This window comes from Salmonirosea aquatica, assembly GCF_009296315.1.
GTDB lineage: Bacteria > Bacteroidota > Bacteroidia > Cytophagales > Spirosomataceae > Salmonirosea > Salmonirosea aquatica.
The window spans coordinates 1,036,472-1,052,665 of sequence record NZ_WHLY01000002.1; the positions used below are offsets into that span (position 1 = coordinate 1,036,472).

Sequence of the window (16,194 nt, forward strand, 5' to 3'; positions counted from 1 at the left end):
ATAGTCTGTTCAGGTACCTGGGCGGCCAGGAAATCTGACAAATAAAGACATAATCAAGTCAACACATCAATAAAATACAAAAAAGGCAGGAGAAAAATTTCTCCTGCCTCATTCAGTCCCGTGGGGGTACCTACTGAAAGTTAAGTACCCGTATTTCGGTTCTCCGGTTTTTCTGGTGCTCCTCTTCGGTGCAGTCACTACCGTCGCCGCAATTATTTACCAGTCGGCTTTCTCCAAAGCCTTTCGAAGTAATTCGGTCGGCTGAGATCCCCTTCGACATCAGATATTCGCGAGCCGCCTTGGCCCGGTCGTTCGACAGAATTCTGTTATACCGCGCGGTGGCGCGGCTATCCGTATGGGAACCCAACTCTATGCGCATCATGGGGTACTTTTCCAGTATTTCCACTACCTTATTTAGCTCAAAGGCCGCATCGGGACGAATCGTGGCTTTATCGAGGTCATAATAGATGTTGTCGATTTTGACCACGTCGCCTTTTTCGAACATCTGAATATCCAGATCCAGGTTAGTAGCAGGATTATAACCAATTACCTGCTTTCCGAAGGTACCATATTCATTCGACTTCACATCCAGGGTGTAGTTATGCCCGGGTACCGCCGTAAATCCGTAATTGCCACTGGCATCGGTGGTTGTGTTTTGGATGGTACCGTCGGTAGCATCCTTAATAGTGACCACCACACCCGGCAGCGGCCGGGTACCCTGACGGGCCAGGACCCTACCGGTTGCGTTGTTGATAACCGTGGGTTCCTGCCCCCTGGGAGCCACAGTCCGCTTCAGGGGTATCTCCAGGCTCGTTGGTCGCTCATCGTCAAATGCCTCCGTACTGAACCCCAGGGTACTGTTTTGATAGCCTTCGCGGGAGGCCACAAACGTAAATTGATTTTCGGCCGTCAAACAGAGCAGTACATTGCCCGTGCTGTCGGTCTTCACCTGTCGCTCTCCGCCGGGATTGCTTTTATTTTCTATCTCTACTAGAGCATTCACAAGGGGTTCTCCGGTAGCTTCGTCAAATACGGCCACGGTCAGGTCGCGGCATGCATACAGGGGGCCCTGCCGGCTAAACCGGTAGATGTCGTCATCGATCCCTCCCGCTTTTCGGTTGCTGCTGAAATAGCCCGTCGTCCGCTCTGCGTCCGTAATCAACCCAAAGTCATCCCGATTGGAATTGATGGGTGCGCCGAGGTTTATGCTTTTTTTTGCTTTGCAATAGGATTCCATAGGAGCGTAAAATATGTCCAGGTCACCCATGCCGGCATGGCCGTCCGATGAAAAATAAAGATTGCCCACCGGGTCCACAAAAGGAAACATTTCATTGCCTTTGGTGTTGATTTCCGGTCCTGCATTGAGGGGTTCGGTCCAGACTCCGTTCTCAAAACGCGACACATAGATATCCGTACCGCCCAAGCCACCGGGACGGTCGGAAGCAAAATAGAGCAAGGTGTTGTCAGGGTTCAGTGCGGGATGTCCCGATGAATACTCGTCACTGTTCAGTGGCAATTCCTCCACGTTCGTCCAAACTCCATTCACCAGCTCTGCCGTGTAGAGCTTGAGCTTATTAATACCCTCTTGGCTGGTTTTGTATTTGTTATTATTGTAGTTATTACGGGTAAAGATAATCCGGTTTCCATCGGCGGTAAAGGTAGCCGACCCTTCGTGGTATTTTGTATTAAGAGTCTTGCTAAATCGCTGTGATTCGGTAAGCGGGCGTTCTTCATAGCCCAAATTGGTATTATAGGCAACCCCGGCAAAAAAGCCCACAGTGCGGGAGTCGTTTGGCGTAAGGGCCGTATAAGCATCCATACCCAATACACTTTTCCAACGCCGCTTTATCCTGGGTACCGGATCGATCGAACCGCCCAGCGAGGCTGTAGCCTGCCCTTTGATTTTTTTTAGATTGGGTAGATAGTATAAATCCAGAAAAGACGTTTCGTCCCAGTTGAAAACCCGTTTGATGGCCAGCGCTTCATCACGTCCTGACACAAACACGAGTCCGTCTTTATAGTAGGTAGGGCTGAAGTCCGCCGCCGAACTATTCATATTGAGATGTTCGACTTTGTAAGAACCGGCGTTTTTAGTAAGAAGCGCCACGTTGCTGTACAGCTTGGAGAATTTACTGCCCCGACGGTCTTCGGCGTTCAAAGTATTGTATTTCTCGTATGTCTCCTGCGCTTCTCCGTATTTACCATTACTGGCCAACACCTGTGCAAAGTACAAATAACAATTGACGTATTCGGCTGGCAAGTCCTGCTCAAAGTCGCTTATCAATTGCCGGAACACCCTTTCTGAATTCGGCATATCTTTTAACTGGCGGTAGCTGTAAGCCAGCTTGGCCTGTGCCGAAAGTATTTCACCTTTGTTAAGGCTAGGATTTTTCAGGGCCTCCTCGTAAAGGGTGACCGCCTTAAGGTAAGCAAGCGAATTGTATTCCCGATCGGCCAGCTCCATCGTCGACTGGGCCCAACCCCGATACACCAGTAAAAGGAGGATCAGTTGAATAGTAAAATACTTCATCAGTGTGTGTTTTAACAATTGAAACAAAAAAAGCATATTCTCATAGAAACTGGGCTACAGTACCTTGGGAGAATATGCCTGATATGCGAATGTGTGGGAAGTGGTACGACTAGGTCGTTAGAAATAGCGCGGTGTCAGAATCTTGCTTTTCCCATAACCAAACTCATAGCGGAGCATTATTTCGTGGCTGCCCGAGTTGATGCTCAAATTCGTTTGCTTCAGTCCATTCAACATCATGTCATAGGCGTATCCCAGGCGGAACTGGTCTGTAATCTGCAACTCCACCATGCCTACGACGGCATCACTGATGTAGTTGTTAATGTTGTTGCCCGATCCACTGCTGTTATTTAGGGTACTCCACTGGTTATGCCGATAGGAGGTACCGATCGCGATGCGGTCATTGATCCACAAGTTAAGGTTTCCATCTACGCCCAGGGGCGCTCCATCTGCATATTTGACCAGTAATGAAGGTTTCAATTTGAGGGTACTGCCTAGCCCTACCACAAAGCCCGACATCAGGTAGGCATGCCGTTTCTGCTTAGCCCGGTTGTCGCCTGTGTTGTATTCAGTAAGGTTGTTGGCAATCAACTGAGGGACTGAAATACCCAGATACGACTTATCATTACTGATGTAGACTCCGGTCCCAAAGTTGGGAAGTATCTTCGAAATGTTTTGTCCAAAGACAGGATCACTACCGCCTCCGGGCGACAATACGGCTTCTGTAAGGCTCCATCGAAAGCTTGTGGCTCCAGCCTGAAGGCCCAGCGCCAGCGTACTGCGCTCGCCTACCCGAATCTTGAAGGCATAGGAAGCGTAGACACCCGTTTCGGTCTGTAAGCCAATCTGATCATTGTAAAGTTGCAGGCCAAGGCCCACCCGCTCCTTATTGACAGGAGCATCCAGGGTAAAGGTCATGGTTTTGGGCGCGCCCTCCACATTGACCCACTGGTTCCTATACAGGCCCGTAGCACTTAACACATCACGGCTACCTGCATAGGCAGGGTTGAGCGCCATCATGTTGAACATGTACTGCGAGTACATCTTGTCCTGCTGCGCGAGTACTTTGGTACTGCCAACCCCAAGGATTAGCAGTACCAGTAAGGCCCAGTTCTTCGTTCTAGAATTTCGTATCATAATCTTAGCGTGTTATAGTCAGGTACCTTACAAACTGCTCTCCATTCTCAAGTTTCACGACGTAGAAGTACGTTCCATCCGGCAGTCCCTGGCTGGTGCTTCCTACACGCAGTCCATTGTTGGTGGTGCCATCCCAGTCGTTTTTGTAATCGTTGTTCTTATAGACAAGGGTCATCCAGCGGTTGTAAATTTCAAGGATCACTTTCTTGCCACCCGTGTTGCGAATCACAAAGTAGTCGTTGATACCGTCGCCATTGGGTGAGAAGCCCTCCGGTATGAATATCTTGGTACCACCCGGAATTACAATCGGTGTCAATTCGTTTTCGCCCGCCTCGGTCGGATCGTTGTTTCCATTCAGGTCAGGCTTCAGGCCGTTCGTCGATTTATCCGCAACGCTTATTGTTCCGAATTTAGCCGAAGCATATACCCAGTTCATGTAGGGGGTACTGCGTCCGTCGGTGGAAACATTGATCGTAAACGTCAGGGTATCGGTGGCACCGGCGTTCAGTCGACTGTTGGAACTGATTAACAACTCTACATCATTAATTCCATCGAAGTCGGGATTAACCGCCAGCTGGCTGATATTACTTGCTCTTGGAGTACCTACCTTCCGGAATGTGGCTCCGGTTTTGGTATTGAACACCGAGAAGAGTGAATCGGTCACCTGTACATTAGTGAGCGCTGCCGTACCATAGTTCTTGACAATGGCCACGTAGGTGATGTTATAGCTTCCGTTCGATTGGCGTACGGTATCCTTCACCGCAAGGGCTACTCCAATTCTGGCTTCCCCGGGAACGCTGTTCAGTACAATCGGAGTGGGACTACTGTCATTGGTAGGATCGAGATCATTGTCAGGATCAGGATTGTTGCCGACAGTAGAGCTATCCGCTACCATACTACGATCCGCTCCCATTCCTGAACCCATCGCAATGTTGTTAAATGTGGTCGTGGTAGCTTTAGTCACATCCACACGTACCGTCAGCATAATGTCGCGCATCACACCATGAGGCAAAGTACTGAGTGAATCAACCAGCAAGCCCGTGTTGGCTCCCGCGCCGGTGTACAGCGGATTCACCGTAAATCCTGGATCTGCTGTGACCGATATACTTCCTGGAACAATTACCGCCCCATTTCCAAAGGTAAGCGACAGGTTATCATCTACCTGGACTTTGGTCAGGTCATTCGTACCCAGGTTTTTGACCATGATGGTATAGGGAACATCGTATACGCCCTCGGAAATCTTAACGGGTGTCCCGGCCATTTTAGCTACCCCAATTGAATTTGCCTTGGTAATCGGTCCGCCGGTTGCCACAATGTCGACCTCGGAGACGTTGTTGGACAGGTTTGAATCCAGTTGATCAAAATTAGCAATCCTGACTACATTTTTGATGGGTCCCACCCCAGTCACCTTTACAGCACAAGAGAAGATCAAACTGTCGTAGGCGGCAAGAGCAGGAATCACCCCTTTGATCACATTTCCTTCAATGCTGTACCCTACTCCGGCAATGTACTCTATGCCCGCCGGGAGTATATCAAGGATTGTGATATTCGTGGCGTTCACAGGTCCGTTATTCTTGATCTTAATCGAGTAGGTAACTTCTCCGCCGGTATTGACCGTGGTTTTGTCAACAGTTTTATAAATGGCTAGGTCCGTTTTTACTGTATCAGCAGCACAATCCACGATGTTTACTTCGATCTTGGCTGGTTCGCTGTAACATCCCATGCTCGATTTTTCAAACACGTAGTAGGTTCCGGCACCTACCGCTTGGGGTGATACGATCTCGTCAGACATCGGTGAAGCTCCAATCCGGTAGATGTATGAGTTTCCACTCGCAGGCAATCCGGTAATCGCTGTTGTCAGGTCAACTGTAGTCGCAGGACACGTGTTGCGCTTGTTGGACACGATAGGCTTAACCAGAGCATCTTTCACAATTATGATGACTTTCGGTGAGGCGATCGAGGTACAACCGTCTTTATTGACCAGCGTCAGCGAGTAGGTACCGCTTGTTTTCACTACGAAGTTTACCTTCGAAGAAGCAGCGCCCCCGTTCCATTTGTATGTGTAGGCCGATGAGCTTTCATCCAGCAGATCCAGAGCAGTAAGTACAACCGAATCACCGGCGCACACGGTGAGGGTAGTCGTCGCTGTATCGGTTTTTGTTACGCCGTTTATTGCAATCCGGGGACGGATTTTGATGGATTTAAGCGTAAGTACCATTGAATCTGTTGCTGACTTGCAGGTACCTGCTCCGTCGGGATCGTTCGTCTTCAGGCTGAGCGTTACCGAACCTTTCCCGATGTCTGCCAGTGATGGCATATACGTGGCGGTCAATGAGGCCGGATTATCAAAGGTTCCGGTTCCGTCGGTAGTCCATGTCGCGCTGGTGGCAGCTCCGCCAATTGATCCCGTTAGCTGATAGGATACCGCTGCGCAAATCGTAGCGTCATTACCCGCGTTGGCAGTGGCAGGATTGGTTTCACAAGCTACCGGGTTGTTACAGTTGGTAATCGTCACGACAATTATCGAAGGCGCGCTGTAACAGCCTGCGGTTGTCTGCTCAAACACATAGTAGGTACCTGCGGGAGCCGAAGCTGGGTTTTCAACAGCTGTTGATCCTGGCGTGATTCCTTTGCGGTAGATGAAGGTACCACCCGTGCTCTTCGGCGTGCTGGTGACTCCCAGCGTCAGATTCACCGTTGTAGCAGGACAGCTGTTCGTCAGATTCTGAGTAAGCGGCTTGTCTACCTTTGGAACCACCTTGACGACTACGGGGGTTGAGGCATTGCTCTGGCAGTTGCCCGAAGTGATACACTTGGCGGTATAGGTCGTGGTAGCTTCAGGAGAAACAACAATTGAACTACCCGTCTGACCATTTGACCAGGTGACTGTGGCGTTTGCACTACAACCACTGGCCGTCAGATTAACGGATTCACCGAAGCACACCGTTGTAGCTGCTGCAACTATCGCAGGCGCTTCGGGCTTACCTACCGTGATGACGCAGGCCAGTGAGGGCTTGCTTTCGCAGCTCCCCAGCTTGCATACGGCACTGAACGATGTAGTGGCAGTTGGTTTTACAAAAATACTGGCTCCTGTCATTCCATTTGACCACATCACGTTACCCTCACAACCCATGGCGGTCAGCTTGACACTATCACCCGAGCAGATGCTCTTCGAGCTTGCGGCTATGGTGGGTACGCTTAGCTTCGTAACGCTTACGGTCACGGCATTTGAAGGGGTACTGGTGCACAGATCGTCTACTTTGCAAGAGGCAGTAAAAGTTTTGGTCGCACTCAGGGCCACTGTAATACTAGGCCCGGTTTGGCCCGTAGACCATACTACTGTCTGCGTGCATCCAGTTGCCCTCAAGGTAACCGAATCGCCGACACATACCGTCGGTGAACTGGCCGTGATAGTGGGGGCTACCACATCACATCCATTCACCATAATGGTAATCTTGGCAGTATCGCTGATGCATTCTTTCACGATGCAGATGGCTGTATAGGTAGTCGTGCTGGTGGGTGAAACCGTTATGCTGTTTCCAGCGCTTGCATTTGACCATTCCAACATGCCATTCTCGCAACCCGTAGCCGTAATTTTTGTCGAATCTCCCGCATTGATTGAATTCTTGGAAGCTACAAGCACGGGCTTCAAGGGCTCAACGACATTGATTTTGTATACTCCTGAGCTTGCGCTCTCGCAGCCGTTCACTACACATTTTGCGGTATAGTTTGTGGTAACTACCGGACTAACCACAATGGCGACTCCGGTTTGGCCGGTAGACCACTTAGCCGTACCTGCACAGTTTTCAATGAGGAGGGTCACGCTGCCTCCCTTGCAAATACTGTCGGTTGAGCATACAACCGTTGGCGGAGGCGTCGTCGTGACGTCAATCGTTATGGTAGCCTTCGCACTGATACAGGTACCTTTTTCGCAAGTAGCGGTATAGGTTGTGGTAGAGGTAGGCTTAACCTTAATACTCGCTCCGGTCATGCCATTGTCCCATTTTACTTGCCCCGTACAACCAGTTGCCGTGATGGTAACACTGTCACCCGCGCAAATCGACATTTTGTTAGCCGTCAGCACAGGTGGTGTAACAGGAGACACCTGAATGGTCAGCTGATTGGACGCACCACTTGCGCAGGTACCTGCGGTGGTTTTACAAGTGGCGGTATAATTCGTGGTGGTCGTCGGATTGACCTTGATCGAAGCGCCTTCAGCCCCACTAGACCATTTTACGCTTCCGATACAGCCCGTGGCAGTCAGCGTAACTTCGTCTCCGGCGCAAATGTCCGTTTTGTTGGCCGCGATGACCGGTGCAGTACCCGAGGTGTTTACGTTGATCGTCAACGTATTGGATATCCCGCTCTCGCAACCCTCCACCTTACACTTCGCAGTATAGCTGGTAGTAGCCGATGGTGAGACGTATATGCTAGCGCCCATCCGGCCGTTTGACCAGTTTACTGTGCCTGCGCATCCGGTTGCGGTTAATTTCACCGAATCGCCTGAGCAGATTACGGTTTTATCGCTGGCTATGATCGGGGTTGTCGGTATTACTACGTTGATCGTAACGGTATTAGACTCACCACTCTCGCAGGCTTCCGTCTTACAGGTAGCTGTGAAACTCTTCGTGGCAGCCAGGGTAACGTTAATTGAGGTACCTGTCTGACCCGTCGACCATTTTACGGTTCCCTCACAATTCGTGGCCGTCAGGGTAGCGCTTCCACCCGGACAAACGGTGAGCTTGTTGGAGGCTATCATCGGAGCGTCGGGTTTGCTTACCTTGATCTCATGCTGCTCCGATTGCGCACTTTCGCATGTGCCAATCACACACTTGGCCGAATACGAAGTAGTCGTCATTGGACTTACGGTAATGGAGGTACCCGTTTCTCCATCCGACCACTTCACAACACCTTCGCACTCATGGGCGGTCAGAACCACACTTTCACCGGGACAAATTTCCATTTTGCCACACGTGATGATCGGTGCAGGTCCAGGCTGACCTACCTGGATCGTGATAGAGACAGTATCGCTTACGCATTCATTCTTTTTGCAATACGCAGTGTAGGTAGTAGTAGTTGTTGGTGTCACTACCAGGGGGTACCTGTGGCTCCGGTTGACCACACCAGCACGCCATTACAATTCGCAGCAGTCAGGGTGGCACTTCCCCCTTCACAGACTGAGCTCACATTGCTGGCGAGCACGGGCTTCACAGTGTTCGCTACATTAATTGTAATCGGATTAGATGGTATGCTGTTACACTCATCCTTCTGGCAAACGGCCGTGAAGGTAGTTGTCTGGTCGATGGGCAATGTGATAGAGACCCCTTCCATCCCGTTCGACCATTTAACGGTACCGTTTTTACATCCCACAGCGGTGAGCGTTACCGATGTACCCACGCAAATAGTAGTTTGAGCACATGCGATAATGGGTGGATCAATCGTTGGGCAACCGGTATTCACGGTCACCGAAGCCTCATCGTCTTCTCCATTCGAGTAGCCATTGCCCGGTGTAGAATCAGGATCTTTCTGATCGGATTTACTGATTTGGGCGATATTGGTGATTGAGGTACCACTGACAACTTTGGCCAGGAAGGTTAGTGTTTTGGTGTCCCCCACTTCAATACTGTCAATTGTACCTTTCAGTAAATTTCCTGTTTTAGAGAAATCCGTACTAGATACAAATTCAAGTCCCGCGGGTAGCTGATCCGTAACTTCTATATTCGTGGCGCGCTGAGGCCCGTTATTGGACACCTCGAGGGTATACGTAATGCTTTCACCCAAAGCCGGATTCACTGTGGATACCTTCTTGGCCAGCATAAGATCTGCCAGATTACCCACCCTGATGGTAACACTTGAAGTGTCGTTACTTGTATTACCAGGATCGTTATCCGGACTCTTCACAATAGCCGTGTTTGTGATATCACCCGAAGCATTGTCCTGGATCTTTGCAGTTATGACCAATACCCGGTTCGATCCGTTGATCATATTTCCAATTGTCCAAACTCCGGTTTCCGCATTGTATTCGCCCGCCGGAGCCGAAGCCACATATAGTAATGAAGCAGGCAGAACATCTTCCACTGTCACATTGGAGGCATTGCCAACGGCCAGACTCGTAACCGTTAATGAATAATTTATTTCCTGGCCGGCGGAATATGGAGCTGGGGTTAGAACGGTTTTTACAATAGCCAGATCCGAGGAGCAGGGTTGTACCACTACGGTTACTGGTGTTCTTTCTTCACTGCTGCATCCCTTGTCGCCAATGGCCTCAGCGTAATAGGTGGTAGTCGCCGATGGAGAAACAGTTAGTTTGCCACCACTTGGTGTTGTGCCAATGGGTGTGCCGCCCGTAGGAGTTGTGTACCAATTAATGGTATAACCAGGAGCAAATCCAAGCAGTTTCGTGCTCTTACCCACACAGATAAGGGTATCGTCACAGGCTACCCCATACGCGGGAGCAGGTTGGGGAATGATTACAACGGTCAAAGCATCCATTTTGGGAACGCAAGTATCGTCTCCATCAGGATCGTTCGTCGTTACTGTCAATGCTATTTCTCCTGCTGCAATATCGGCCGCAGAGGGTGTGTAAGTAGTATTGAGGCTATCTGCATTAGCGAATGTCCCGGTTCCTGAGGTAGTCCAGATAATTCCTGAAACCGTACCTGACGTGGTCGCTGTCACCGATATCGGCATTCCGGCGCATACCTCCTGATCTACACCGGCGGCCACACTATATTCCAACTGACAGTCGCAGGGAACAATGTTCACGACCACAGCCTGGGCACTGCCATAACAACCCTCCACTGATTTTTCGCAAATGTAATAGGTACCCGCCTCGACTTTTGTAGGATCATCCACCAGGGCCGAGGTAGACAACATACCTTCACGCCATTCAAAAAAACCTCCCGGTGTTGAAGCCGTCAAGTCAATGGTCGTAAGGTCAGCCGTTGTATCAGGGCAGATATTCTGGATATTTCCTGGCGCAACCGGTATCGTAGGCTTCGCGTTTACCGTTACTGTTATGGGCACGCGGGCGCTTTTGCAGTCGTCCTGCAAACTACCCTCTACATAATAGGTAGTAGTTTGGGTGGGACTGAGGGTTTGATCAGCTTCACTGGCTGTCGTCACAAAGGGCGTTCCACCCGTTGGAACTGTATACCAGTCGATGGTAGCTCCACTTTCACTTGCTGTCACATTCAGAACTACTGACTCTCCTTCACAAATAACTTTATCCGACGAAGTAGTTAATGTAATAGTAGGGCACTGCGAAATAGATATGGACTCGCTGTCATCATCGTCCTCGCCATTATTAAATCCGTTGTCCGGCGTGGAGTCTATGTCGATTACCGGTTCGTCCGTCGCACAACTAGCGTCCTTGATTTGCGCAAAGTTGGTCAGTGTGCCGCTCGTGAAGCTCGAATCAACCTGCAAGGTGATGTCAATAAAGGCCGTCGCACCCGGGTACAGCGGTCCGGCCAGAGGCACGTTCAGGGTAGCGAAGCCGCCCGAGGCCGTCCAAGATGTGTCGGCCAAAGTCATGCCCTCGGGCAATGAGTCACTCAGGGCAATCTGCAGGGCCTCCATGTTGCCCTCGTTGCTCACCGTCAGCCGGAACTTCACCAAGGAACCCGCTGTTACCGTGGACGCTTGGCCCGGAGCCAAAGACTTGCTCAAAGCCAGGTCAAAAAAAGCACCAGGTACCACTTCTATTGCACAAAAGCCCGAAGCCGGGTATAATACTCCACTAGTAGATAGGAATGTATAGGATCCCGGTCCCTTGATTGTAAGCGTCGAATCGGAGTTAACAACAGCAACGGTCACCCCGTCTACCATAGTAGAATCATTTATTGGCGATCCGTTGTAGTACCACTGAATACCTTTATAACCGGGAGGGACCGAAACAATGAATTCATCCCCGCGTACCAATCCAATGGGACTGAAAAACAGGTGCTAGCGATATCATCCTGATCAAATTTCCCGTCACCCGGCCACGAATCCGTGTCTTCTTCGTTCATGGATTGTATTTCGGCCACATTAAAGAAAATTCCCTGCGCTTCTACTCTGGCACTAATATCCAAAATGGCGGAATCGCCGGGCAATACGGTACCTACGTTCCAAAGACCCGAATCAGGGGTATAATCTATCCCCCCAGAACTAATACATTTCCTAAATAAGTAACCCCACCCATGGGTAGGCTATCCTTCACGACTACCCCAGTCGCGGGAAGTAGTCCCGTGTTTTTGACAATAATTGAGTAGGTGACTGTTTCTCCAATAGCAGGCTTTGAATTATCTATCTTTTTAGATAAACTAAGGTCAACCTGAGCCCAAGCGGTGGAAAGGGTTAGGAAGAACGTAGCTAATACTACCAGAATTCCAGCGGAATGCTTATTCCTTGGTAGTGTCTCAACTACAAATCTTATTGGTATTCTGTGTTGGAGTTGATCAGAATCACGCGAAGGCGATGACAAATAAATACCCTTATTGGAATGAGGTGATGGTAAGAGCTGCGCTCTGCAACTATTCAAAAAGGATACAATTTTCCCTAGTAGTAGTGGAGTATTCATAGATACGGCGTTAAAAACCTGTAGTATTATATAGTGTGTATCGTATAGCCTTATAAACAGGCGGGCCTTCTCTAAACATTACTATTCTGTTGCCAGAATAATGAAATTTCATCTTCCTTCACAACAGAAATACCTGTGCTCATTGCACCGATATTTTATCTCCGAATAGTATGCTTTATTTTTTCAACAAATATAACAAAATTAGATGTTATATATTTGGTAAACAAACTTACATGATCCCACCACCGTTTTTTTTAAACGCATAGTCCGGATATCAGTTTGTCTATATCCCTATCCCAAGTGTATTGGTTGTGAAAGCCACTCAAATACACACCGCACTGAATGATTTCTTTATAGTGGCCTATAAAATGCCAGGGTTCTTTCTCCGATTTGTAACACAAATTATGCCAAATTCCACAAGTCATTGAGATTAACACCATACTCCATCGTTTTGAAGCTTTGGAAAAATCCAATGAACCTAATTCTCCGGTTCGTGCGTTGAGAGCCTCGGCATAATAGGTACTGTCAGCATCGTAAAAAATACTAGTTTGAGCCTGAAGGTCTCTAGCCAAAAAAGTGCCATTTTTGGCACTTTTTCATTTAACTAACCATATATTTAAAAATAGCTCACCTATTATAGGTAGACTCTCTCAAAATAATGTCGATCTTCCCAGGAGGTTCCAAGCGATTGATTGACTGGGAAATAATATACGGAAGATCAAAAATCGTAACCAAGAGTTACATACGGAATCGCTTTGCCGCGTACACCGTTGTCGACTCCCCAGGCATAGTCGAATTTAACATAAAAGCCAAAGAGCATTGTACGCGCTCCCACACCATAACCCATTAGGTAGGGGTTTCTGAAATTCGTGACTGTTGCTCTGAATGGTTCTGAACCCCCTCCTACTATTTCAGTATTCAAGCTGTTTTCCTGACTGAAAGGTCCTTTGCCAGTCCAGGCGGTACCAATGTCACTAAAACCTATAACCTGGAAATTCCGGAGAAAATTGGAAGTTATGGGACCTCGGTAAAGATATTTCACTAAGGGAACCCTTAGCTCCAGATTTCCCAGAACATAATTGGTACCCGATAGCCGATTAAGATTGAACCCTCGTAGATTAGTCGCAAATTCGGCAAAGAAAATATCCCGATTGTCAATACCTTCCCCAAAATACAGGGGATTGTCATTGCTATTAGGTCGGCTGTCTTTCTTATTGAGTACCCAATTCTCCATCCCCCCCATAATATTTTGTTTGGGCGCATTACCGCCCGAGCGACTATAGGCAACCCGTAGTGCCAAAATCAAATCGCGGTGGATTTTTTGGTAGCGCCTAAAATCCACACTCAGGCGGTTGAAGTTCTGATAGGATTGTCCAATACCTAGCTGATTCTCATACCGTACCTTAAAACGGGTACCTTCTACCATATTCATGCCGTTCACTGCCGTATTGTCGAATACAAACTCGGATTTTATCCCCCCGTATTGTGTGGAACGATCGGGTTCGGTGAGGGCTCCGGGCCCGAGGGTTATCAACCTCGTAACCGTGAAAGTGGGGCTTACCACAAACCGGGCATAAGTTGAGAAAGGATAGGAAGCAAAAACCTGAAATTGATTGAACCGATACTTCTGGATATTGCCGTAGTCCACATAAAGTGTTTTCCGATCCATCCTGGCTCCAAAATCAACCCGATAGGTGTTATTGGTGTATTCGGCAAACAGATCACTATTGCGGAAGGTTGTCGAAACAAAAAAGCCTGCCTTGATCACATGGTTTTCCAAAAGATCATTCATTGAGATCGACTGGGCATAGCCGAATCCCCGCAGCGGATCAATCCTCCAGTCAGAAGTAGCGTCATTCGCAATGAACAGGCCCCGATAATCATAAGGCCCCTTAATGGCTATGTTTTCGCGTTTGCGGGATTTGGGCACCAACGTAGGTACAGCAGCCAGACTACCCTTTTTCTGTCTGAATTCAAATGTTTTCAGTATGTCCTCATCAAATTGATAATCATCGGTATTTACCTCTCCTTCACGAAGGGTAATTTTTGGAGTTACATTCGCTTGGTTAAGCGTATCCTGGCTGACAGCTGGAGTACTGGCCTTAGCATTACCCGCTTGCACCAGCGAACCCGGAGCCACCGCCACCGATGTCTTTCCGGTTTTATTCAATACAGGGCTATCTAGCGAAGCATTCGGATCCAAGCGGTCTACGAATGCCATCTGGTACCCGCCATTATTGAGTCTGCTGTACACAATTCCACCGCTTCCCTGCAAAGTGATATCCGCGTTGCGGATGGCAAACAAATAATTAGTAAGCTGAGTTACTTCCTGATTCTGGCGGTTGAATTTGAATAGGTTCCTTATTCCTTTGTAATCCGATAAGAAATAGATGCTTTCTTCATCGGCATGTACCGCCGCCAGCGAATTACCCAGTGAATCTACCAAACGAGTGACTGTCTCGGCCGATGGCGATCCATCGTGTTCGAAAAGGCCCACGGAAGTCGTCAGATTCTTATAATTGCCCTGATCCGTGCCCAACGAGTCGGTAGGTCGGTTGGAGGTAAAAACTACTCTGCGAGCCGATCCCGCTACGAACTGTGGGGAAAGATCATCGAAGAGGTCATTGGTAAGGGCAATCACCGAGGCCCGGGCCACACTCACCAGATACAGATCATTCTTTCCTCCTTTATCAGCGCTCACTGCCAGCATGGTACCATCATCCGAAATGTCCATGTCCACAATCTGTTCGAGCCCGCGGATGTTTCGCTTGATTTTTATCACGGGCCGTTTTGTGTCGAGTTTGTCATAAATGAACAAATTCTGACGGTTATTCTCCTCCACTACCAGTGCAAGGGTATTGTACTTTGTCCATGAAAGTAGCGGAAGCATGCTACTCTGCTGCGCATTGCCCAATTGGACACTACCCTGCCGGATCACAATGTCCCGACCGGTTTCACGGTTGAACACGGTAACTTTGTAGCGGTTCTTGCGCAACTCACTGACGGCAATCCATTTTTTATCGGGTGAAATCTGAATTGACGGGTTGTCCGTCATAGCATGCTGATCATGGATCTGGTAGGTCCAGCTTGGGGTAGGTTCCGTATAACCCTGCTTGGCCTGAGTGGCCAGGGTACCGTAGAAATCCCTCCATTCGCGTAGGAATCGGGAATAGGAAGGTACCCCCAGCGTACTGGTAATACTGGTTTGTTCGGTGCGGATGATACGAGTCAGGTTCAGGATGTTGGAAATATTATCCTTCCCGTAACGTTCGGCAATGTAGTTCCAGATCGACTGCCCTACCACTGTGGCATCCCGACCTGAGAGCAGAGCGGGCTTTTTGATCGGTCTTTTGAGAGCCACATCCCGCATATAATCGCTCAGCTCGGGCGTCCAACCTTCGGCGATGTAGGCCGCAATACCCGACATGAACCAGTCGGGTAGGGTCAATAGCAATGAACTCTGGAGCGCGTCTTTCAGATTTCCGCCGTACAACATATCGTATACAAATAGGCGGGAAATTTCCATTACGAGGTTTTTACGAAAACTGATTTGATCACCCGTAAATGCAATTTCGACCCGTGACTGGGCCAGATCCAGTTCCTGATCATCCAAATCTCCGAAAGTAGCCAACCCCATGTTGCTTTGGAGTAACTCACCGGGAGAATTATACAGGAAAATCTTGATGCGATTGTAGGGGGTGTACCCCAGAAGCTCCGTGATACGGTCGAATTCGCTTTCGGCAAACTGCGCGGTGAGGCGGGCCATATTGGTTCCGCCTTGGTAATGATACACCTCGAAATTGGAAGACCTAAAGATTTTCCAATCGAAAGTACGGTACTGTATGCGGTTTTTGCCAAATTGTTCCTGCGAAGGATAGCGTTGTGCCTGAGCCGGAAAAATGGCCCAAAGCAGCGCGAATAGTATCCCACACGCCACATATCTGGAAGGGAAAGTTATTTTCATGGG

General features: G+C 49.0%; 7 protein-coding genes. All 7 read right to left on the reverse strand.

Annotation, left to right across the window (positions count from 1 at the left end):
• Positions 1–130: 130 nt before the first annotated feature.
• Complete coding sequence (locus GBK04_RS05470; protein ID WP_152757591.1) at positions 131–2,530, reverse strand: carboxypeptidase regulatory-like domain-containing protein; 2,400 nt, start codon at positions 2,528–2,530, stop codon at positions 131–133.
• A gap of 117 nt (positions 2,531–2,647) precedes the next feature.
• Positions 2,648–3,664 carry a PorP/SprF family type IX secretion system membrane protein gene (locus GBK04_RS05475; protein WP_152757593.1) on the reverse strand — a complete coding sequence of 339 codons (1,017 nt, stop codon included), beginning with the start codon at positions 3,662–3,664 and terminating at the stop codon, positions 2,648–2,650.
• Between the two features lie 4 nt (positions 3,665–3,668).
• Entirely contained in the window at positions 3,669–8,627 is a 4,959-nt protein-coding gene (locus GBK04_RS05480) for an Ig-like domain-containing protein (protein ID WP_152757595.1), read from the reverse strand.
• 125 nt (positions 8,628–8,752) lie between these two features.
• Entirely contained in the window at positions 8,753–11,335 is a 2,583-nt protein-coding gene (locus GBK04_RS05485; RefSeq protein ID WP_373330736.1) for an Ig-like domain-containing protein, read from the reverse strand.
• Positions 11,336–11,505: 170 nt separating this feature from the next.
• A complete protein-coding gene (locus GBK04_RS30350; protein ID WP_373331440.1) occupies positions 11,506–11,820 on the reverse strand; it encodes a hypothetical protein in 315 nt (104 codons plus the stop codon).
• Positions 11,802–12,227 (reverse strand): DUF11 domain-containing protein, encoded by a 426-nt coding sequence (locus GBK04_RS05490; RefSeq protein ID WP_152757599.1) that lies wholly within the window; start codon positions 12,225–12,227, stop codon positions 11,802–11,804. Before GBK04_RS05490 ends, GBK04_RS30350 begins: the two co-directional genes overlap by 19 nt.
• 718 nt (positions 12,228–12,945) lie before the next feature.
• A complete protein-coding gene (locus GBK04_RS05495; protein WP_373330737.1) occupies positions 12,946–16,191 on the reverse strand; it encodes a hypothetical protein in 3,246 nt (1,081 codons plus the stop codon).
• Positions 16,192–16,194 lie beyond the last annotated feature (3 nt).